Origin of the sequence: Azospirillum cavernae, assembly GCF_003590795.1 — a bacterium.
Lineage (GTDB): Bacteria > Pseudomonadota > Alphaproteobacteria > Azospirillales > Azospirillaceae > Azospirillum > Azospirillum cavernae.
This window is the reverse complement of sequence record NZ_QYUL01000001.1, coordinates 242,416-260,000: the sequence shown is the minus strand read 5'-3', so window position 1 is coordinate 260,000 and position 17,585 is coordinate 242,416. Positions and strand designations below refer to the sequence as shown.

Below are 17,585 nucleotides of genomic sequence, written 5' to 3'. Positions count from 1 at the left end.
AAAGGGTTCCTCATCGACCAGAACGAAGGGGGAGCCGAAGACGCCGCGCGCCACCGCCTGTTCGGTTTCGCCGCGCAAACGGTCCTTCACCGTCTGGTCGCCCAGCGCGGCCAAAACGGCGGAGCGGTCATAGCCCAGGCTGCCCAGCGTCTGTTCGGCGATTTCCGCCACGACGTCCGCCGGACCGATGTTGCGCCCCTCGCCGAAATGCGCGTGGTAGAGGGCGCGGGCCAACAGTTTGGCCTGTTCGGGGTGGGCGTCGGTCAACCAGTAAAAGGCGCGCGAGGCGGCCACGCCGTTGACCGGCGCGGAATCGGGAAAAATGAAGGGCGCGCCGGTCAGCCGGGCGATGCGCCCGACATCGTGCGTCAGATACTCGCCGCGCAGGGGTTGTTCCAGATTCGGTTTCATCCCCGTCACCTTAAAGATCGCCCCCAACAGAATGGGGCGCCAAGTGACGCTGCGGCCATGCGCCGCCGCCAGCGCGTCGATGCGCAGGCTGGCGAAATAGCCGTAGGGAGATGCGAAATCAAAGTAGAAATCGATGGGGTCCGACACGCGCGCATCCTCCCGGCTGGTTTTGCCGAAAGGTTAACGCGCGCGGGGGAGGTCGTCCAGCGTGACCGCCGCCGCGCAACCGGCGACGCGGTCAAACCGGGGGAGCGCGCCCCCGGATCACCCGATCAGATCGCCCGAACCTTGGCGTCGAACACGTAACCGGCGCCGCGCTCGGTCTTGATGATGCGCGGCTCTTTCGGGTTCGCTTCGATCTTGCGGCGCAGGCGCAGGATCAGCACGTCGATGGAGCGGTCGAACACTTCGGCCCCGTCGGCGCGCGTCAGGTCGAGAAGCTGGTCGCGGGTCAGCACGCGCTGGGGCCGCTTGACGAAGGCCGCCAACAGACCGAATTCGGCCTTGGTCAGTTCGACCTCGCGCCCTTCCTGGCCGCGCAGACGTTGCGCCGTCAGATCCAACTCCCACGTCGCGAACTGAACCACCGCGCGCAGCTCGTCGGCGCCGCGCGGCGGACGCCCCTCGCCGGACACCCGGCGGAGCACCGCCTTGATGCGGGCGAGCAGTTCGCGCGGGTTGAAGGGCTTGGTCAGGTAATCGTCGGCCCCCAGCTCCAGCCCGACGATGCGGTCGACGTCCTGGTCCTTGGACGACAGGATGATGACGGGAATTTGCGTTTCGCTGCGGATCTGGCGCACAAGCCCCAGCCCATCGCCATCGGGAAGGCGCAGGTCGCACACCACCAGATCAATCGGGTCGCCGTCGAGCGCCTGCTTGGCGGCCGCCGTGTCGTGCGCCGTCGTGACGCGGTATCCTTCCGCCGTCAGATAGGAGGCCAACAGCTCCCTGATCGGCTCGTCATCATCGACCGCGAGAATGTGCATGCGCGTTACCTCCCACGCTCTTCTTAGCCCACACGTGAACGCCGCGCAATGCGTTACAACTCGGTAACACCCGCCGATTCGCGCAACCCACGATGAATCCGTTGAAACGATGGCTCCGGTCGGCGAAATCAAAACATCCCGTCGCTGACATCAACAAGACACACGCGATGGTTTAAATCCACTCTCACGGAAAGGATATTGGCGGGCGACGCATCGTCAAATCTCTCGCCAGACAACAAAGGAAATCGACCCCATGTCGACCATCGATCATTGCCTGAAGCGCCTTGCCTTGCTCGATCAGGCGGACCGGCTGTTGAGCGAGGTGCGGGTTTACGGCCAGCATGGATCCATGCGCGAAACGCTGGCGCAGCACCGGGTTTTGCTGGGGGAAGCGCGCCGCCATCTCGATTCGGCGCGCTCAATGGACGGCAACCGCTGACATGCCAAACGCCCACGCCGAATCCGCAAGGCGCCACCCGCAGGAACGCGGTGGGCGGCACGGTCTTTGCGCAGCCAACCCTTGCGTGACGTTTCACGCCACAACGTCGCACACGCCACAGCCCACAGCGCTGTGGAGCGCGATGATGAACCGATGGCTGCCCGATCCGGCGTGATTCGCGGGCGCGCGCCTTACGGCAGACGGGCCGTCACTTCGACTTCAATCTTCATGCGCGGGTCGATCAAACCGGAAATCACCGTCGTGTTGGCCGGGCGGCTGTCGGCGAAATAGGCGTTCAGCACAGGCCCCACCACGGGAAAATCCGACGCGTCGGTCAGATGAACCCGCACGCGCACGACGTCAGCCAAGCTGGCCCCCGCCTCGGCCAGCGCCGCCGCGATGTTGTGGAAGGCTTGATGGGTTTGCTGCTCCACGTCCTCGGCGATGGAACCGACCGCGTAATCGAACCCGGTGGTTCCCGACACGAACACCCAGCCATCCTGAACCACCGCGCGGGAAAAACCCGCGACCCGCTCAAACTCCGAGCCGGAGCTGATGAGGCGGCGTTCCGACGGCGGGACGGCGGCGGGGCGGGCGATCGCGGCGAACGAGGTCATGGTCGGCATCCTTGACTGAAGGCGTAAGCAAAAACGGTGGGCGTGACCACAGCGCGCTCCGGCGCGTTGAATCTCAAACACGCCAAGTCCTTCACCATGGCACAGAGCCGCCCACCGTCCCAATCGGGGCAACCCGCAATGGCCACGCCGTCTCTCCGCCACCCGCCTTCCCCATTCCCGCCCCAATGTCGGCCTAAGCTTGCCCCGAATCGCATCACAGACAGGAAAGCTGCCCGATGAACCGCCCCACCCTGCTCGCCGCCGCCGCCGCGCTGTTGACCGTCACCCCGGCCATGGCCCAGGACGCCATGCCCCAGAGCGCCTTGGTGTTGAAGCGGGTGACGCTGTCCACCGGAGGCGTCGGCTCCTTTGAGTATGAGGCGCGCGTCACCGGCGACGCCACGCTGTCGCTGGAGGTGCGGCGCGATCAGGTGGACGACGTGTTGAAAAGCATCGTCGTGTACGACGATCAGGGCGGCGTCGGAACCATCGGCTTGCCGGGGGCCGAACCGCTCGACACCGCCTTTCGCGAATTGCCCTTTACTTCGGGCGATCTTGGCTCCCCCGCCGCGCTGCTGACCGCGCTGAAGGGGGCGGAGGTGGAAACCGACGGCGCGCGGGCCTTGACCGGGCGCGTGCTGTCGGTGACGGAAGACATCGTGCAAACCGCCAACGGCGCCGGAACCACCACCCGACACCGCGTCAGCCTGATGACCGCCGACGGCATCCGCCAACTGATTTTGGAGGACGCCGACGGCCTGCGCTTCACCGATCCCCGCGTGCGGGCGCAGGTGGACGCCGCCCTGTCGGCCATCGCCGACAACGCCCGGCGCGAACGGCGGCGGTTGAGCGTGCGCAGCCTCGGCAACGGCGCCAAGGCCGAACGGACCGTCCGCGTCGCCTTCGTCGCCGCCACCCCGCTGTGGAAGGCCACCTACCGCTTGAGCCTGCCCGCCGCCGGTTCCGCCACCAGCGCCACCAGCGGACAGCCCGGCGTCGGCGCGCTGCAAGGCTGGGCGATTCTGGAAAATCTCAGCGGCGAGGATTGGCGGGATGTCGATCTGAGCGTCGTGTCGGGCAACCCGGTGACGCTGCGTCAGGCGCTCTACACCCCTTACTTCGTCGAGCGCCCCGAAGTGCCGGTGGAGGTTCTGGGCCGCGTCCTGCCCACCAGCGACGAGGGCGGCGTCGCGCTTGCCCAGACTCGCGGCATGGCGGAGGCCGCCCCGCTCCGCGCCGCCGCCATGGCCCCCGCCGCGATGGCCGCCCCGATGGCGAAATCGGCCCCCTACGCCGACGCCGCCCCGCCGCCGCCTGCACCGGCTCCGCAGGCCGCCGCCGTGCACAGCGCCGAGGCCAGCGCCGCCGACACCAGCACGCAAGTGCTGTTCCGTTACCCGCAGCCGGTCAGCCTGGTCAACGGCGGCACCCTGATGATGCCGATCATCGCCCGCGCCCTGCCGACCGAACGAATCGCGCTCTACCAACCCAACACCCAGCCGCGCCACCCGCTGGCCGCGCTGCGGCTGCGCAATGATTCGGGCACGGCGCTGCCGCCCGGCCTGCTGACCTTTTATGAAACGGTGAACAACGCCCCGACCCATGTCGGCGACGCCCGCATGGCGACCCTGCCCGTTGGCGAAAGCCGCCTGCTGTCCTTCGCCGTCGATCAGGCCGTCACCATCGACCGGGCCGAACAGCCCAGCCGCCGCTTGACCCGCGCCAGCATCGCCGACGGCGCGCTGTTGCTGACCGTCAGCGACCGCCAAACGACGACCTACACGGTGGCGGGCGCCCGCGACGGCGACCGCAATCTGGTGATCGAACACCCGCGCCGTCCCGGTTGGACGCTGGTCGAACCCAAAGAAACGACCGTCGAGGCGACGGCCAACGCCTACCGCTTGGCTCTGCCGGTTCCCGCCGGAAAGACGGTGACGCTGACCGCCAGCCTGGAACGCCCGCGCCAGGAGCGGATCCTGCTGACCGACCTGTCCGCCGACCAATTGACGATTCAGGCCGCGTCGCAGGAATTGCCCGCCGCTCTGCGCGACGCCCTGCTCAAGCTGGCGAGCCTGCGCGCCGCCGTCGCCGAGAAGGAGCGCCGCATCGCCGACATCGAACGGGATCAACAAGAGCGCGTCGCCGAACAGGAGCGCCTGCGCGCCAACCTCACCGCCCTGCCCGTCGGCAGCGACCTGCACAAACGCACGCTGGCGAAAATGGGCGACGCGGAAACCCGCCTGGACGCACTGTCCCGCGACCTCACCGCCGCCCGCGCCGAGGCCGAAACCGCCCGCGCCAGCTTGCGTGAGCGCATTCGCGGGCTGACGCTGTGATCCATGACGGGGGTGTGACGGTTCACGCCACGCTTCCCCCTCCCCATCCCTCCCCCGCGTTGCGGGAGAGGGGGCCTGAGCTTTGTCGGCGTTCGGCGGAGTTCCCTCTCCCGCTGGCAAGCGGGGGAGGGTTAGGGAGGGGGAAAAAGCTTCACCGGGGCGCCAGCTACAGCGTCGTGGCGCTGCAATAGCTCCAGGCGTCGTTCTGCAAGCCGAAGAAGGCGGCCACCGGCTTGCCGCTCGACCGATCAATCACCACGCGGAAACGGTCGCCGACGCAGGTTCCGGCGGGTTGCTTGGCGAACGGCGTCTTGACGTTCTTGGCGGTCAGGCAGGAGGTCGCCAGTTTGGGCGGGGTCGCCGGGCCGTCCACCCGGGCGCCGTTCACCACCATGTAATAGTTGGTTCCCAAGCCGCCTTTGACGTCGGCCTTGATCTCGATCTTGGCGAAGCGCGATTTGTAGAGACCGGCGTCCTGCACCCCGTCCGGCCCGCCCGGAACGATGGTGCGGAAGGAAATCGCCGCGCAGGCGGGCGGCTCCTTGGCCTGGGCCGGGGCGGCGACGCCAACCCCCAACGCCACAGACACGGCGGCGAGCGCGACGGCGGAAAAACGCGGCGGCAGCATGGCGAAGCCTTTCAACATGGGACGACGGGCGGTCATTTCGGCATCTGGCAGAAGGTGGTCTGCTGCATCAGCGCGCAATCCTTTTCCACCCCGCCGTCGAGCATCGAAATCTCGACCTGGGTGATGACCAGCGTGCGGCCCGCTTTCACCACACGGCCACGGGCGATCATGACGTCGCCCTTGGCCGGGGACATCAGGTTGATCTTGAACTCGACGGCCAGAACCTCGGCCCCGGCGGGCATCAGCGAATAGGCGGCGTAGCCCCCGGCGTTGTCGGCCAGCGTCGCCACCATGCCCGCGTGGAAAAACCCATGCTGCTGGGTCAGATCGTCGCGGAAGGGCAGCCGCATTTCGCAAAAGCCCGGCTCCACCGCCGTCAATTCAATGCCCAGCGTCTTGCAGATCGGCTGCTTGTCGAACGAGGCGAGGCAGCGCGCCTTCCAATCGGGATCGCGCGGTTCAAAACGGGTGCTCACGGGTCGGTCTCCGCCAGGGGGATGATCGGGACGACAGCCTGCGACAACCAACCGCCGCGATCAAGCGGCGCCTGTCAGCCGTGTCGGTCCGAACAAATCTTTGATTGCGCGCGCGCCATGCCGGATGATGCCCGCCACACCGTTGACGAGGGGCCGGTCTTGCGCATCGCGATTCTCGATTTCATGGGGATGGGCTATTCCGTCGACACCGCTTACAGCCGCCCAATCGGCGGCACCCAATCCGCCACCTGCTATCTGGCCGAGGAGATGGCGCGGCTTGGCTGCGCCGTCACTCTCTACAACGGCGTCGCCGAGCCGACCCACGACCGGGGCGTCGCCGCCCGGCCCATCGCCGAGCTGTTTCAAACAGGCGTGAGCGACCTCGACGTGGTGGTCGTGTCGGGCGGCTGTTCGGCTGGGTTCGTCACGCTGTGGCGGGACACGCCCGCCCCCCGCCCGTTTCTGGTCTATTGGACCGGCCATATGAGCGACCAGCCGACCGCCGCCATGCTGGCCGACGCGGATTTCCGCGCCCTGTGGGACGGCTTCGTCTTCGTCAGCCGCTTCCAGGCCGACGCCTACGCCGCCACCTTCGGCGTTCCGGCGGACCGCTCCACCATCCTGCCCTACGCCATCGCCCCAGCCTTCGAGGCGTCGGCCCGCGCCGGGGCGCCGCCGCTCAGCGCCCGCTTCGCCGCGCCGATTCTGGCCTACACCAGCACGCCCTTCCGGGGGCTGGACGTGCTGCTGGGCGCCTTTCCCCGCATCCGCGAGAGCGTTCCCAACGTCCGCCTGCGGATTTACTCCAGCATGGCGCTGTATCAGGTGCCGGACGACCAAGACCCCTTTGGCGTCTTCTACGCGCAGGCCCGCCGGACGGAGGGGGTGGAGTATGTCGGCCCCCTGCCGCAACCCCGGCTGGCCGAGGCCATGCGCGAGGTGTGCGCGCTGGCCTACCCCAACACGTTCGAGGAAACCTTCTGCATCGCCGCGTACGAGGCGTTGAGCGCCGGGTGCTTCGTCGCCAGCAGCGATTTGGGAGCCTTGCCGGAAACGCTGGGCGGCTTCGGCATCCTGATGAAACCGGACGCCGACAAGCGGATCCACGCCGAACATTTCGCCCAGATGATGGTCTGGCTGCTCACCAACGGGCGCGACAACCCGGACTCCTTCGACGCCCACCAGCGCCGACAGATCGACCATGTGCTGACCAACGGCGTCTGGTCGATCCGCGCCCAACAATGGCTCGACTGGCTGGCGCAGGCGATGCCTCAGGCCGTTCCCCACCCCTGACCCGTCAGCCGCCGATCAGGCCAAGCTGCGGGCTGGAGGGTTCGGCGAAGGCGCGCACCGGCATCCGCCCGGCCTGATGGGCGGCGCGCCCCGCCGCCACCGCGTCGCGCATCGCCGCCGCCATCCGCGCCGGGTCGCGCGCCTTCGACACCGCCGTGTTCAGCAGCACCGCCGAACAGCCAAGCTCCATCGCCAGCGCCGCGTCGGACGCCGTGCCGATCCCGGCGTCGAGCACCACCGGCACCGGGCTGCGGGCGCAAATCGTTTCGATGGCGTGGGGGTTGCGGATGCCCTGGCCTGAACCGATGTAGGCGCCCAGCGGCATCACCGCCGCCGCCCCCAGATCGGCCAGCTTGCGGCAGGTCACGGGATCGTCGTTGCAATAGGGCAGCACGACGAAGCCGTCATTCACCAGTTCTTCGGTCGCGCGCAACAGCTCCTCGACGTCGGGATAAAGCAGATCGCGGTCGCCGATGACCTCCAGCTTGATCCAGGGGGTGTCCAGCGCCTCGCGCGACAACTGCGCGGTCAACACCGCCTCACGCGCGGTCAAACAGCCCGCCGTGTTGGGCAGCAGACGGATCCGCCCGCCCGACGCCTGGGCCAGCACATCGACCAGACTTTCCGAATAGCCGTCCAGGCTGATGCGGCGGATGGCGACGGTGGCAAGCTCGGTCCCGCTCGCCGCCAGCGCGTCAAGCATCACCCGCTGGTTGGGATAGCCCGCCGTGCCGAGAAACAAGCGCGAGCCGAAGGAGCGCCCGGCGATGGTCAGGGCGTCGTCTTGGGAAAAAGCCGTGGTCATGAGCGTTTGAATCCTCAACCGCCCTGGATCGGGCGGACAATGTCCAGGAAATCGCCGGGGGTCAGCGCGGTGTCGGGCCAGCGGCGGCGCGGCACGACGGCGCCGTTCAGGGCAACGGCGACGCCGCGCGTGGCCTCGGTCACGCCGCGCCCGGCCAGCAAATCGGCCAGGGTGGCGACGGCCAACGGCTCGTCTTGCCCGTTGACGCGAATGGCGGCGGGGTTGGTCATGCGGCGGCTCCCGTGGTCGCGAAACGGTCGGCGGCGAAGGGGCGGATCAACGGATCGGTGTCGCCGGTCAGAACCAGCCGGGCGATGCTGTCGGCGGTGACAGGGGTCAGCAGGATGCCGTTGCGGTGGTGGCCGGTGGCGTGAATCAAGCCCTCCACCGCCGTTTCCCCCAGCAAGGGCGCGTCGTCGCGGCTGCCCGGACGGAAGCCGACCCAGCTTTCCTCAATGGGCAACTCCGCGATGCCGGGCAGCGCCCGCCACGCCCCATCCAACAGGGCGAGGTGCCCGCCCGCCGTCAGCCGGTCGTCGAAGCCACGCTCCTCCGTCGTCGCGCCGATCAGCAGGCGCCCGTCCAGGCGCGGAATCAGGTAGGTGCCGGGCGTCCACACCACATGGCGCAGCAGCGGCGCCGCCGGATCCATGCGCAGGCACATCATCTGCCCCTTGATTGGGCGCACCGGCGGTTTCGCCGAGGGCGGCAGACCGGCCACCCCGCCCGACCAGGCCCCCGCCGCCAGCACCACGCGATCCGCCGACACGCGGACGTCGCCGACCTGCACGCCCATCGCCCGACCGCCATCGACCAGCAAGGTCGGCTCGGCGCAGCGCTCATGCACCCGCGCGCCAGCCCCCCGCGCCGCGCGCAGCAGCGCCAACGCCAGCTTGCGGTTGTCCACCTGATGGTCTTCCGCGCAAAAGAGCGCGCCGACCACGCCGGGTTGCAGATAGGGTTCGCGGCGGCGAACCTCCGCCCCGCTCAGCCATTCGACCGGCAGGCCAAGGTCGCGTTGAAAGGCGTGGAGAAAACGCACCTTGGCCGCGTCGTCGGCGGTCAACGCGATGACCATCGTGCCTTCCGTCCGCCGATCCACCGACAGGCCGCTCGCCGCCTCCAGCTCTTGGGCGAAGGCGGGCCACAGGGCTTGCGAGGCGCGGGTCAGCGGCAGCAGGCTTTCTTCGCCGGGTTCGCTTTCGACGCAGGCCGCCAACATCCCGCCCGCCGCGTGGGTGGCGCCGCGCCCGGCCTCCCCCGGATCAAAGACATCGACGGAACAACCTGCGGCGGCCAGCCGCCAGGCGATCGACAAACCAACGCAACCCGCCCCCAAAATGGCGACGGACGGCAAACGGATCCCACGCGCATGAACCATGCAACGGCTCCCTTCGCTGGCATTACCCAGACAGGTTCGATGGGTCTGATCTCAGCCGCGCGACGGTCGCGCGGCACCCCAAGCCACAGGCCAAGACATCCCAAACCTCTGGTCGTTTCGCAAGCAAAAAGGACGCTGCGCCGCAACATCCACCCTCTCCCCTTGCAGCGGCGCGCCCACCGATTCGCGATGGCTCTTCAAAAAAGACCAGGGCGCAGCCAAAGGACGAACGCCTCTGATACGAAAGAAACTGCGGACCTGGGGATTACCCGCATAACAAAATTCCGCGAGGTCCGTAGCATTGAGGGCGAGCAGATCATTCCGTACGCCGCCAACGCGACGCCTTACGGATGTTTCGTAACCCGAAATGGGCCGACGATGAGTTGCGCGCAACGCAAAAATCCGCGCAACCTCGCCGCAAGGCAGAAGAGCCGCAACATGCTGAACGTCTTTCGCACCGCTCCCAAATCAGCCACCGCCGTCGGCTCCCCGTCGCTCGCCGCCGCCAGCGCCACGCCGCCCCACGCGCCGCAGCCCCAGACGAGCGAGGAAGCGCCAATCCGCACGCTGACCTTGTCGGCCCAGACGATCAGCCGCGAATCCTTGGCCGCCCTCAATTTCACAACGGGTTCCCCGGCGCTGGTCATCGGCTTCGTGTCGCCCCACGTCGATTTCGCGGCGGTCGCCCGGTCGGTCAAAGCCGGGCTGGCGCCGGACACCAAACTCCTGCTCGTCTCCACCGCAGGCGAGTTGTGCGCCACAACCGGCCAACCGCTCTATTGCCCAACCGGGGATCGCTGGGACCGCGTGGTTCTGCAAGCCTTCAGCCCTCGCCTGTTCAGCGGGCTGAGCCTTCACGCCATCCCCTTGAACAGCGAGGACATTCGCAGCGGAACGCTGCGCCGAACGCCCGCTGAACGGGTGGACGCCATCCAGCGCGCGTTGGACGGCATCCGCGCGCCCTTCCTGATCGACAGCCACGACACGGTGGCCTTGACCTTCATTGATGGTCTGTCGGCCAGCGAAAGCTCGCTGATGGAGGCCGTCTATCGCTCGGGTCGCTTCCCTTGCCTGTTCATCGGCGGGTCGGCGGGCGGCACGTTCGATTTCCGCCACACCCATCTGTTCGATGGGGAGCGGGTGCTGGAAAACACCGCCCTCGTTCTGTTTGTGAAGATCGCGCCGGGCATGCGGTATGGCGTGTTCAAAAGCCAGAATTTCCGCCCGACCAAAACCTCCTTCGCCGTCGTCGACGCCGACCCGATCCGCCGCGTCGTCCGCAGCGTCATCGACACCGACAGCTTCGAGGTGATCCGCTTCACCGACGCGCTGGCCACCACTCTGCGCTGCCGCCCGCAGGAACTGCCGACCCGTTTGGCCAACCACACTTTCGCCATCCAAATGGACCATGAACTCTATGTCCGTTCGGTCGCCGGGTTCGATTTTGACAAGGGCGAGGCGACCTTCTATTGCGACGTGAACGCCGGTGACGCCCTGCATCTGGTTGAGGCCACCGACTTCGTCCAGCAAACCGAAAGCGACCTCGCCACCTATCTGCGGGGCAAGCCCAAGCCGGTCGGCGTCCTTCTCAACGATTGCATTCTGCGCCGCCTGAACAACGGCGACTCACTGTCGCGGATCCGGGCGTTCGACGGCATGACGGTGGCCGGTTTCTCCACCTTCGGCGAGTTGTTCGGCATCAACGTCAATCAGACCCTCTCAGCCCTGATGTTCTTTGAGACGCCCGAAGGAACCCCTTTTTCGGACGATCTGGTCGACCGCTTTCCCGTGCATTACGCCAAATTCCACAGCTCCTTCATCGCCGCCCGGTACAACCGCCTTGAGTTGCTCAGCCGCATCCGCAACAGCATCATCGAACGGATGCGCGGTTATCTGGAAGCGTTGGTCAACTTGAACAACGGGGTTCAGGAAACCGCCGGCTACGCCAACCGCATCGGCGCCTCGATGAACGCGATCCAAGAAACCCTGGACCATCACGCGGCGTCCTTCGACGGCCACACCGAACGCAAAGAAGAACTGTTGCGGGAGTTCACCCAACTGACCAGCGTGGTGAAGGGGATCGAGGGCGTGCTGAGCGTGATCGACGGCATCGCCGGGCAAACCAACCTGCTGGCCCTGAACGCCACCATCGAGGCCGCCCGCGCGGGCGAAGCGGGGCGCGGATTCGCCGTAGTGGCGTCGGAGGTGCGCAAGCTGGCCAACGACACCAAGCAGACCTTGGGCGACACCCGGCGCTCCATCAATCAGGTGGTGTCGTCGGTCGGCTTGGTCGGCGGAAAGCTGAACGAAACCGGCGAGCGGATGGACGCCGCCGCCCAGGACGCCTCCACCCTTCTGGACAACATCCACAGCGTGATCGCCGAAGTGACCGCCGCGCAGGCCGCCATTGAAAGCCGCTTGGGCGATCTGGACCAACACGCGCGGCGCATGACCGAAATCAACGACTATATCAGTCGGCTGAAGAGCCTGGATCAGGCCGCCGGTTGACCAGCCTTCGCCCCGCATCGCACGGGTGTTGGACCCGACCAGCGTCCATCCCCTTGCGTGCGGGCGAGGCTTCGTGCTCCCCTGACGCGCAAGGAACGCCACAAACGATCAGGAAACCCGCATGGAGTACGCCTTCACCGCCGTGAACGGGCAGGACGGCATTTTGCTGTCGGGGCGCTGCACCTACGAAGACGCCGCGCGTTTCAACGCCCTGCTGACGGAGTGGGATTTCACCGCAACCCCCACCGTGCCGTTGGATTTGCGCTTCGTCACCTTCATCGATTCGGCGGCCATCGGCATGCTGTTCATTCTGGCCAACCGCTGCCGCGAGGCCAACGGCCACATCATCGCCAGCGGCGCGCCGCCCCACATCGTCAAGGCGCTGCGCCGCGCCGCCCTGGACCCTTACATCGAGTTTCGGTAAGCGGTTGGCGTTTTCCTGGCGCGAGAAAGCAAAACCGCTCAAACTCAGAAATACACAAAGATCATTCGCTCTATTTTAAAAATAGAAAATCCGTCAAAAAATGATGAAATAAAGTTGACAAGCCGTTTGCGTGCTGAACAAACCTGCCACATCTCGATGAATCAATTGCTCTGAATGAAATAAGGCGGCAACGCAGAAACATTAGACAAAGAAGGGAGAACGACAAAACCCGACATCACGAGGTTCAGCCATGAAAGTGACCCTCTCGCCTTGCGCGCCGGATCCTGTTCGCCGCCCGTCAACGCTGAAAAGCCCGCTGTTCGATCTCGCCCAAGCGATCTACGACGACTGCAAGCAAGAGGTCGTGGTCGAGGTTCTGGACAGTCGCGGCAACCGCGAAGCGGTGTTCGGCGCCATCGACGACGGCGCGATCTTGCTGTTCTGATAAGTTTTGAGACTGAGGAAGATTTTTTGAGGGAGAAGGGGGCCGACCGGCTGAGCCGGTCGTTGTCGCCCTATCGCATCCTGCTTACTGGTGCCTGTCACACTCTCCGTTGCCGGAGAGAGTGGTGCGGTCGAGAAGACTCGAACTTCCACGGGTTGCCCCACAGCGACCTCAACGCTGCGCGTCTACCAATTCCGCCACGACCGCACGAGGCTGGTAGACCCGAGGTACGCTTGCGCGCCTCATCGGGTGGAGCGGGTAGATATCAGCTTCCCGAAGCGCGATCAAGCGTTACAATCACTCTTCCCGAAGAAAATCGACAGAGAGCTGTTTTTTCCCGATGACCACCCCGCCCGCCTCCGGCCCCGCCGCCGCCAGCCAGCCCGCTCCCGCCCCCTCCGACGCGGCCACCCGTCCGCCAATCGAATGGCGCATCTCCGACGAGCCGGTTCCCTACCCCGAGGCGATGGCCGCGATGGAGGAGCGGGTCGAGGCGATCCGCGCCGGAACCGCGCCGGAACTGGTCTGGCTGCTGGAACACCCGCCGCTCTACACCGCCGGAACCAGCGCGCGGGACGAAGACCTGCTCGACGCCGACCGTTTCCCGGTCTACCGCAGCGGGCGCGGCGGCCAATTCACCTATCACGGGCCGGGCCAGCGCGTGGCCTATGTGATGCTCGACCTCAAGGCGCGCGGCGGCGACATCCGCGCCTATGTCCGCGATCTGGAGGAATGGATCATCCAGACGCTGGCCTCCTTCACCATCAAGGGCGAGCGGCGGGAGGGGCGCGTCGGCATCTGGGTGGACAAGGCCCCCTATGGCGGCGTCCGGGGGCAGGAGGACAAGATCGCCGCCATCGGCGTGCGGGTCCGCCGCTGGGTCAGCTTCCACGGCATCGCCATCAATGTGGAGCCGGATCTCAGCCATTTCGGCGGCATCGTTCCCTGCGGCATCAACGAACACGGCGTGACGTCGATGGTGGCGCTGGGCCACCCGGTGACGCTGGACGACGTCGATTCGGCGTTGATCGCGGCCTGGCCGACCGTCTTCGGCGGGCCGATGCGTGGGGAGGAGGAGGCCGAGGCGGAGGTCACTGCTTCTTGAAGCTGCCGCCCGTCTTCGGGGGCTGGGCGTCGTTCAGAAGGCGGGCGTCCTCGTTGGTGATGGATTGAATCGTGCAGGCGGTCGAATCGCCCTCACGGAACAGGTAGATCAGCATGCGGTCGGCCTTCTTCTGCGGATCGTAAAGGTTCAACCCGTGGCCAAAGGCGACGCTCAGCACCTCGCCTTTGAAATAGGCGCGGAAGCGCATCGGGGTGATCTCGCGGAAGCGGCGGGCGGCGCAATCCTTGCTCAGATCCTTCTCGAACTTGCCCGCCTTGCGCCAGTCCTGGTTGGAACGGATCGTCACCCATTGCGGCGGCATCGGGTACTGCATCACTGGCGGGGCTATCGGCAAATCCCGCCCCGGCGGCACCGGCGACATGTGCCCCGGCTCGGTGCGGTCCATCATCCCGGCCAGCGCGGGAACGGGCAAAGCGAGAAGGACCGCAAGCGCCGCCACCGCCAGATCCCCTCTCCCCCCCGGGGAGAGGGTTAGGGTGAGGGGGTTCCGCTTGCCGAACCGTCCTCGCCACGCATCCCCCTCACCCCACCCCTCTCCCGGGGGGGAGAGGGAGAAAGAGGAGAAACGCCGTTAAATACGCACATCGAACCCCTGCTTCTGAATCTCTTTGCCCATCACCGCCGCCGCCTTGCTTCCCTTTTCGCCAAAGGCGGCGGTCAACACGCCTTTCAGGTCCAGCGACAGACGCAGCGGCTCGCCATCCTTGGGCGCGTTCTGCGGGGTCAGGGTGGCGCCCCCTTGCAGACCGTTGGGGGCGCTGGTCATGCTCTTTTGCAGGGCGCCCATGATCTTGTCCAACTCGTCTTTGCTGAAACCGTCGGCGTTGATCGTCAGCCCTTCCGACTGGGCGTTCAGCGCCGTGGTCGAGCGCTCCGCCCCGGAAATCGCCGTCTTGCCGTCGGTCACGGCGTAGGCGCTGTCGGACGTCCGCGCCATCGACAGCTTGGTGCGGTCGAAGCTGATCGACAGCGTCTTGCCGCCCTGCTCCAACGTCAAATCAATGTTGGCGGCCTCGACCGACACGCCCGTCATCGTGTGCTGTTCGGCGTTCGACACCGCGACCGGCTGCGCCGCGCCCGACGGCTGGTCCATGCCGTTGAAGGCGGCCTTGCGCTCCTTGTCGTCGAATTTTCCGGTAAAGCCCTTCACCGCCTCGTCGATTTTGTCGTCGTCCATGCCGAAGGCTTTGAGCATGCGGCCCAAATCCTCGCCCATGGTCTGCATGACCTGATCGAGCTGATCGGCAAAGGCGTCGTTGTACTCCTTCAGGCCGTCCAACTGGCTGAGCGCGTCATCCGCCTGGGCGACCCCGGCCTGGGCGTTGGCCCCGGCCCCTTCGGCCAACCCGCGCAAGGGCTTGGTCAAATCCTCCAGGCTGGCGCTGAGCATGAAAGCCGGGTCGGAGGGATCCTTCGGCGGGGCGGCTGGCGCCTTCTTCGCGTCAGCGTCGCCGGTCTTGCCGTTGGCCTTGTCGCGCGCCTCCGCCGCCTTGGTGAAGGCGTTGGACAGCATGGACTTCAAATTGCCGATGTCCGACCCGACCATGACCGTCTCCCACGCCCAGGCGCCGCAACGGCGCGTTGCCCCACCTGATCCTGCGACCGACACGGTTAGCGGAGTCCTAATGCGGGCCTACGACGTCGCCCGCTGCTCGAACCCGCCCGGCCCCGGATCGTCCGCCGCCGAGACCGCCACGCCGCTGACCCGCGCCGACGGTGGGCCATCCTGACAAGCCGCCAGCATGCGGTCCACCGCGCCCTCCGGCCCGGCGAACAGCGCCTCGACCGAGCCGTCGGCCCGGTTGCGCACCCAGCCCGACAGGCCGAGCGCGCGGGCCGTTTCCACCGTCCAACCACGATACCACACGCCTTGCACCCGCCCGTTGATCCGGGCCAGAACGGCCTTGCGCGTTTCGTCCGTCATCCCATCCGTCATCGCTGTCCCTGCCGCTCCGCCGTTACGCGGAAGCGTCTACCCGCTTGCGCTCCTCCTCGTCCAGCAAGGCTTTGCGCGACAGTTTGCCGATCATGGTTTTCGGCAGCTCGTCGCGGAACTCCACCTGTTTGGGCATTTCAATCGGCGACAGCTTGTCCTTCAGAAAGTCGATCAACGCGTCCGCCGTCAGGCTCTGGCCGTCATCGACGCGGACATAGGCCTTCACCGTCTGGCCGCGATACTCGTCGGGAATGCCCGCCACCACGCATTCGGCGACGGCGGGGTGCAGATAGATCGCCTCCTCCACATTGCGCGGGTAGACGTTGAAGCCGCTGCACAGGATCATGTCCTTGATGCGGTCGACGATGGTGGTGAAACCGTCTTCGTCCATGACGCCGACGTCGCCGGTGTGCAGCCGCCCGTCGATCAGGGTCAGCGCCGTTTCCGTCGGCTTGTTCCAATAGCCCTTCATCACCTGCGGGCCACGGATGCAGACCTCGCCCTTTTCGCCGATGGGCAGAACGCGGCGCGGCTCGTCCAGGCTGACGATCTCGATCACCGTGCCGGGCAACGGCAGGCCGATGGATCCCTTCTTGGTCGGGTGCAGCACCGCCGGGTTGACGGTGGCGACCGGCGAGGATTCCGACAAACCATAGCCCTCGACCAGCGTGCAGCCGGTGGTCCGCTCGAACGCCTCCTTGACCTCCAGCGGCAGCGGCGCGCCGCCCGACATGCAGAAGCGGATCGACGACAGATCATACTCGGCCAACCGCTTGTGATGGTTGATCGCGGTGTAGATGGTCGGCACGGCGGGGAACAGGGTGATCCGCTCCTTGGCCAGCGTCTCCATCACCTGGTCCAACTCGAAACGCGGCAGCAGGACGATTTCCGCGCCGATGTGCAGGCCGAAATTCATCACCGTGGTCATGGCGAAGACGTGGAACAGCGGCAGCACGCCCAACAGCTTGTCCGGCCCGCCGGGATCGTTGGGGCGGCAGACCCGCGCCTTGTACCAGATGGCGCACTGCACCGTGTTGGCGTAGAGGTTGGCGTGGGTCAGCATCGCCCCCTTGGGCACGCCGGTGGTGCCGCCGGTGTATTGCAGCACCGCCACATCCTCGCGCGCGTCGATGGCGACCGAGGCCGGACGCCCGTCATTGTCGATCAGCTTGGCGAAGGGCAGATGACGGTCATCGTTGGGGATCGCCGCGATCTCCGCCCGCTTGGCGATGGGGAACAGCCAGTTTTTCGGAAAGGGCAGGATGTCGGCCATCTTGCAGATGACCAGACGCTTCAGCCGCGTTTCCGTCAGCATCCGCGCCATCTTGTCGTGCAGCAGCTTCAAATCCAGCGTCACCATCAGGCTGATGTCGCTGTCGTTGATCTGGTGGATCAACTCGCGTTCGGCGTAGAGCGGGTTGAAATTCACCACCACGCCCCCGGCCTTCAGAATGCCGAAGAAGCAGATGACGTAATAGGGCGTGTTGGGCAGAAACAGACCGACCCGCGTTCCCTTGACGACGCCCGCCGCCTGGAAACCGCGCGCCGCCTTGTCCACCAATTGGCCGATGGCGCGGTAGCTGTATTTTTTGCCCAGAAAATTCACACAAGTCTGGTCGGCGTGGCGGACGACCGCGTCGTCGATCAGCGACGGCAATGGCAGGGCCGGAATCGGCATCGCCCAATCCACCCCCGCCGGGTAGGAGGCCAGCCACGGAAAATCGGTTGCAAGATTGGCCGCGTCGCCCATGCGTGTTCACTCCCATCTGCGTTT

18 protein-coding genes, 1 tRNA gene, 1 pseudogene and 1 riboswitch (1 of these 21 running past the window's edge) are annotated in these 17,585 nt (G+C 66.4%); of the genes and pseudogenes, 7 read left to right on the top strand and 13 right to left on the bottom strand.

Annotated elements, in window-relative coordinates; all coding sequences use genetic code 11:
• Positions 1 to 558: the 5' portion of a 2-hydroxychromene-2-carboxylate isomerase gene (locus tag D3877_RS01235; protein WP_119828983.1), read on the bottom strand. 57 nt of this gene lie to the left of the window's left edge; only the first 558 of its 615 coding nucleotides appear in the window; it begins with the start codon at positions 556 to 558; the stop codon falls past the left edge of the window.
• Positions 559 to 683: 125 nt separating this feature from the next.
• On the bottom strand, positions 684 to 1,397 hold the full coding sequence (locus D3877_RS01230) for a response regulator (protein WP_119828982.1): 714 nt from the start codon (positions 1,395 to 1,397) through the stop codon (positions 684 to 686).
• Positions 1,398 to 1,650: 253 nt separating this feature from the next.
• Here D3877_RS01230 and D3877_RS01225 point away from each other — a divergent pair, with 253 nt between their 5' ends.
• Positions 1,651 to 1,836: a hypothetical protein gene (locus D3877_RS01225; protein WP_119828981.1), complete on the top strand. Its 186-nt coding sequence runs from the start codon at positions 1,651 to 1,653 to the stop codon at positions 1,834 to 1,836.
• Positions 1,837 to 2,027: 191 nt separating this feature from the next.
• Here the strand turns inward: D3877_RS01225 and D3877_RS01220 are convergent, their stop codons facing one another.
• A complete protein-coding gene (locus D3877_RS01220) occupies positions 2,028 to 2,453 on the bottom strand; it encodes a RidA family protein (RefSeq protein ID WP_119828980.1) in 426 nt (141 codons plus the stop codon).
• Positions 2,454 to 2,689: 236 nt separating this feature from the next.
• Here D3877_RS01220 and D3877_RS01215 point away from each other — a divergent pair, with 236 nt between their 5' ends.
• Positions 2,690 to 4,789: a hypothetical protein gene (locus D3877_RS01215; protein WP_119828979.1), complete on the top strand. Its 2,100-nt coding sequence runs from the start codon at positions 2,690 to 2,692 to the stop codon at positions 4,787 to 4,789.
• 166 nt (positions 4,790 to 4,955) lie between these two features.
• Here the strand turns inward: D3877_RS01215 and D3877_RS01210 are convergent, their stop codons facing one another.
• A complete protein-coding gene (locus D3877_RS01210) occupies positions 4,956 to 5,453 on the bottom strand; it encodes a hypothetical protein (RefSeq protein ID WP_238474668.1) in 498 nt (165 codons plus the stop codon).
• Positions 5,450 to 5,893 (bottom strand): PaaI family thioesterase, encoded by a 444-nt coding sequence (locus D3877_RS01205; RefSeq protein WP_119828978.1) that lies wholly within the window; start codon positions 5,891 to 5,893, stop codon positions 5,450 to 5,452. The genes D3877_RS01210 and D3877_RS01205 overlap by 4 nt, the downstream gene beginning before the upstream one ends.
• Before the next feature lie 117 nt (positions 5,894 to 6,010).
• Between D3877_RS01205 and D3877_RS01200 the strand changes: the two genes are divergently transcribed.
• The gene (locus D3877_RS01200) at positions 6,011 to 7,186 is read left to right on the top strand and encodes a glycosyltransferase family 4 protein (RefSeq protein WP_158599756.1); all 1,176 of its coding nucleotides are present in this window, start codon (positions 6,011 to 6,013) and stop codon (positions 7,184 to 7,186) included.
• A gap of 4 nt (positions 7,187 to 7,190) precedes the next feature.
• Here D3877_RS01200 and thiG read toward each other — a convergent pair whose 3' ends face one another.
• The 3 genes from thiG to thiO form a co-directional block, all read right to left on the bottom strand.
• Positions 7,191 to 7,991, bottom strand: coding sequence for a thiazole synthase (gene thiG, locus D3877_RS01195; RefSeq protein ID WP_119828976.1), 801 nt, complete (start codon positions 7,989 to 7,991; stop codon positions 7,191 to 7,193).
• 14 nt (positions 7,992 to 8,005) lie between these two features.
• Complete coding sequence (gene thiS, locus D3877_RS01190; RefSeq protein WP_119828975.1) at positions 8,006 to 8,221, bottom strand: sulfur carrier protein ThiS; 216 nt, start codon at positions 8,219 to 8,221, stop codon at positions 8,006 to 8,008.
• Entirely contained in the window at positions 8,218 to 9,372 is a 1,155-nt protein-coding gene (gene thiO, locus D3877_RS01185) for a glycine oxidase ThiO (protein WP_119828974.1), read from the bottom strand. Before thiO ends, thiS begins: the two co-directional genes overlap by 4 nt.
• Positions 9,365 to 9,463, bottom strand: a riboswitch (TPP riboswitch). It overlaps the preceding gene by 8 nt.
• Positions 9,464 to 9,810: 347 nt before the next feature.
• Between thiO and D3877_RS30770 the strand changes: the two are divergent.
• The 3 genes and pseudogenes from D3877_RS30770 to D3877_RS01170 form a co-directional block, all read left to right on the top strand.
• A pseudogene (locus D3877_RS30770) lies at positions 9,811 to 11,799 on the top strand (methyl-accepting chemotaxis protein); the annotation flags it as partial.
• Between the two features lie 202 nt (positions 11,800 to 12,001).
• Positions 12,002 to 12,304 carry an STAS domain-containing protein gene (locus D3877_RS01175; RefSeq protein WP_119828972.1) on the top strand — a complete coding sequence of 101 codons (303 nt, stop codon included), beginning with the start codon at positions 12,002 to 12,004 and terminating at the stop codon, positions 12,302 to 12,304.
• A 250-nt stretch (positions 12,305 to 12,554) separates the two neighbouring features.
• Positions 12,555 to 12,749, top strand: coding sequence for a hypothetical protein (locus D3877_RS01170; RefSeq protein ID WP_119828971.1), 195 nt, complete (start codon positions 12,555 to 12,557; stop codon positions 12,747 to 12,749).
• Positions 12,750 to 12,871: 122 nt separating this feature from the next.
• Here D3877_RS01170 and D3877_RS01165 read toward each other — a convergent pair.
• Positions 12,872 to 12,956: transfer RNA gene (locus tag D3877_RS01165), tRNA-Leu, on the bottom strand.
• A gap of 133 nt (positions 12,957 to 13,089) precedes the next feature.
• On the opposite strand from D3877_RS01165, the gene lipB reads away from it, so the two are divergent.
• Positions 13,090 to 13,854, top strand: coding sequence for a lipoyl(octanoyl) transferase LipB (gene lipB / locus D3877_RS01160; RefSeq protein WP_119828970.1), 765 nt, complete (start codon positions 13,090 to 13,092; stop codon positions 13,852 to 13,854).
• Here lipB and D3877_RS01155 read toward each other — a convergent pair.
• The 4 genes from D3877_RS01155 to D3877_RS01140 form a co-directional block, all read right to left on the bottom strand.
• Complete coding sequence (locus tag D3877_RS01155; RefSeq protein ID WP_238474667.1) at positions 13,841 to 14,314, bottom strand: hypothetical protein; 474 nt, start codon at positions 14,312 to 14,314, stop codon at positions 13,841 to 13,843. The genes lipB and D3877_RS01155 overlap by 14 nt on opposite strands.
• A gap of 132 nt (positions 14,315 to 14,446) precedes the next feature.
• Positions 14,447 to 15,421, bottom strand: coding sequence for a hypothetical protein (locus D3877_RS01150; protein ID WP_119828969.1), 975 nt, complete (start codon positions 15,419 to 15,421; stop codon positions 14,447 to 14,449).
• 87 nt (positions 15,422 to 15,508) lie between these two features.
• Positions 15,509 to 15,799: an acylphosphatase gene (locus D3877_RS01145; protein WP_119830704.1), complete on the bottom strand. Its 291-nt coding sequence runs from the start codon at positions 15,797 to 15,799 to the stop codon at positions 15,509 to 15,511.
• A gap of 34 nt (positions 15,800 to 15,833) precedes the next feature.
• Positions 15,834 to 17,561, bottom strand: a complete 1,728-nt coding sequence (locus tag D3877_RS01140) for a long-chain-fatty-acid--CoA ligase (protein WP_119828968.1) — start codon at positions 17,559 to 17,561, stop codon at positions 15,834 to 15,836.
• Between the last annotated feature and the right edge of the window lie 24 nt (positions 17,562 to 17,585).

Bases quoted from the DNA above. Each gene is read 5' to 3' on its own strand.
- D3877_RS01230 (WP_119828982.1), bottom strand. From the start codon at position 1,397: ATGCACATTCTCGCGGTCGATGATGACGAGCCGATCAGGGAGCTGTTG.
- D3877_RS01225 (WP_119828981.1), top strand. From the start codon at position 1,651: ATGTCGACCATCGATCATTGCCTGAAGCGCCTTGCCTTGCTCGATCAG.
- D3877_RS01220 (WP_119828980.1), bottom strand. From the start codon at position 2,453: ATGACCTCGTTCGCCGCGATCGCCCGCCCCGCCGCCGTCCCGCCGTCG.
- D3877_RS01215 (WP_119828979.1), top strand. From the start codon at position 2,690: ATGAACCGCCCCACCCTGCTCGCCGCCGCCGCCGCGCTGTTGACCGTC.
- D3877_RS01210 (WP_238474668.1), bottom strand. From the start codon at position 5,453: ATGACCGCCCGTCGTCCCATGTTGAAAGGCTTCGCCATGCTGCCGCCG.
- D3877_RS01200 (WP_158599756.1), top strand. From the start codon at position 6,011: ATGCCGGATGATGCCCGCCACACCGTTGACGAGGGGCCGGTCTTGCGC.
- thiG (WP_119828976.1), bottom strand. From the start codon at position 7,991: ATGACCACGGCTTTTTCCCAAGACGACGCCCTGACCATCGCCGGGCGC.
- thiS (WP_119828975.1), bottom strand. From the start codon at position 8,221: ATGACCAACCCCGCCGCCATTCGCGTCAACGGGCAAGACGAGCCGTTG.
- thiO (WP_119828974.1), bottom strand. From the start codon at position 9,372: ATGGTTCATGCGCGTGGGATCCGTTTGCCGTCCGTCGCCATTTTGGGG.
- D3877_RS01175 (WP_119828972.1), top strand. From the start codon at position 12,002: ATGGAGTACGCCTTCACCGCCGTGAACGGGCAGGACGGCATTTTGCTG.
- D3877_RS01170 (WP_119828971.1), top strand. From the start codon at position 12,555: ATGAAAGTGACCCTCTCGCCTTGCGCGCCGGATCCTGTTCGCCGCCCG.
- lipB (WP_119828970.1), top strand. From the start codon at position 13,090: ATGACCACCCCGCCCGCCTCCGGCCCCGCCGCCGCCAGCCAGCCCGCT.
- D3877_RS01150 (WP_119828969.1), bottom strand. From the start codon at position 15,421: ATGGTCGGGTCGGACATCGGCAATTTGAAGTCCATGCTGTCCAACGCC.
- D3877_RS01145 (WP_119830704.1), bottom strand. From the start codon at position 15,799: ATGACGGACGAAACGCGCAAGGCCGTTCTGGCCCGGATCAACGGGCGG.
- D3877_RS01140 (WP_119828968.1), bottom strand. From the start codon at position 17,561: ATGGGCGACGCGGCCAATCTTGCAACCGATTTTCCGTGGCTGGCCTCC.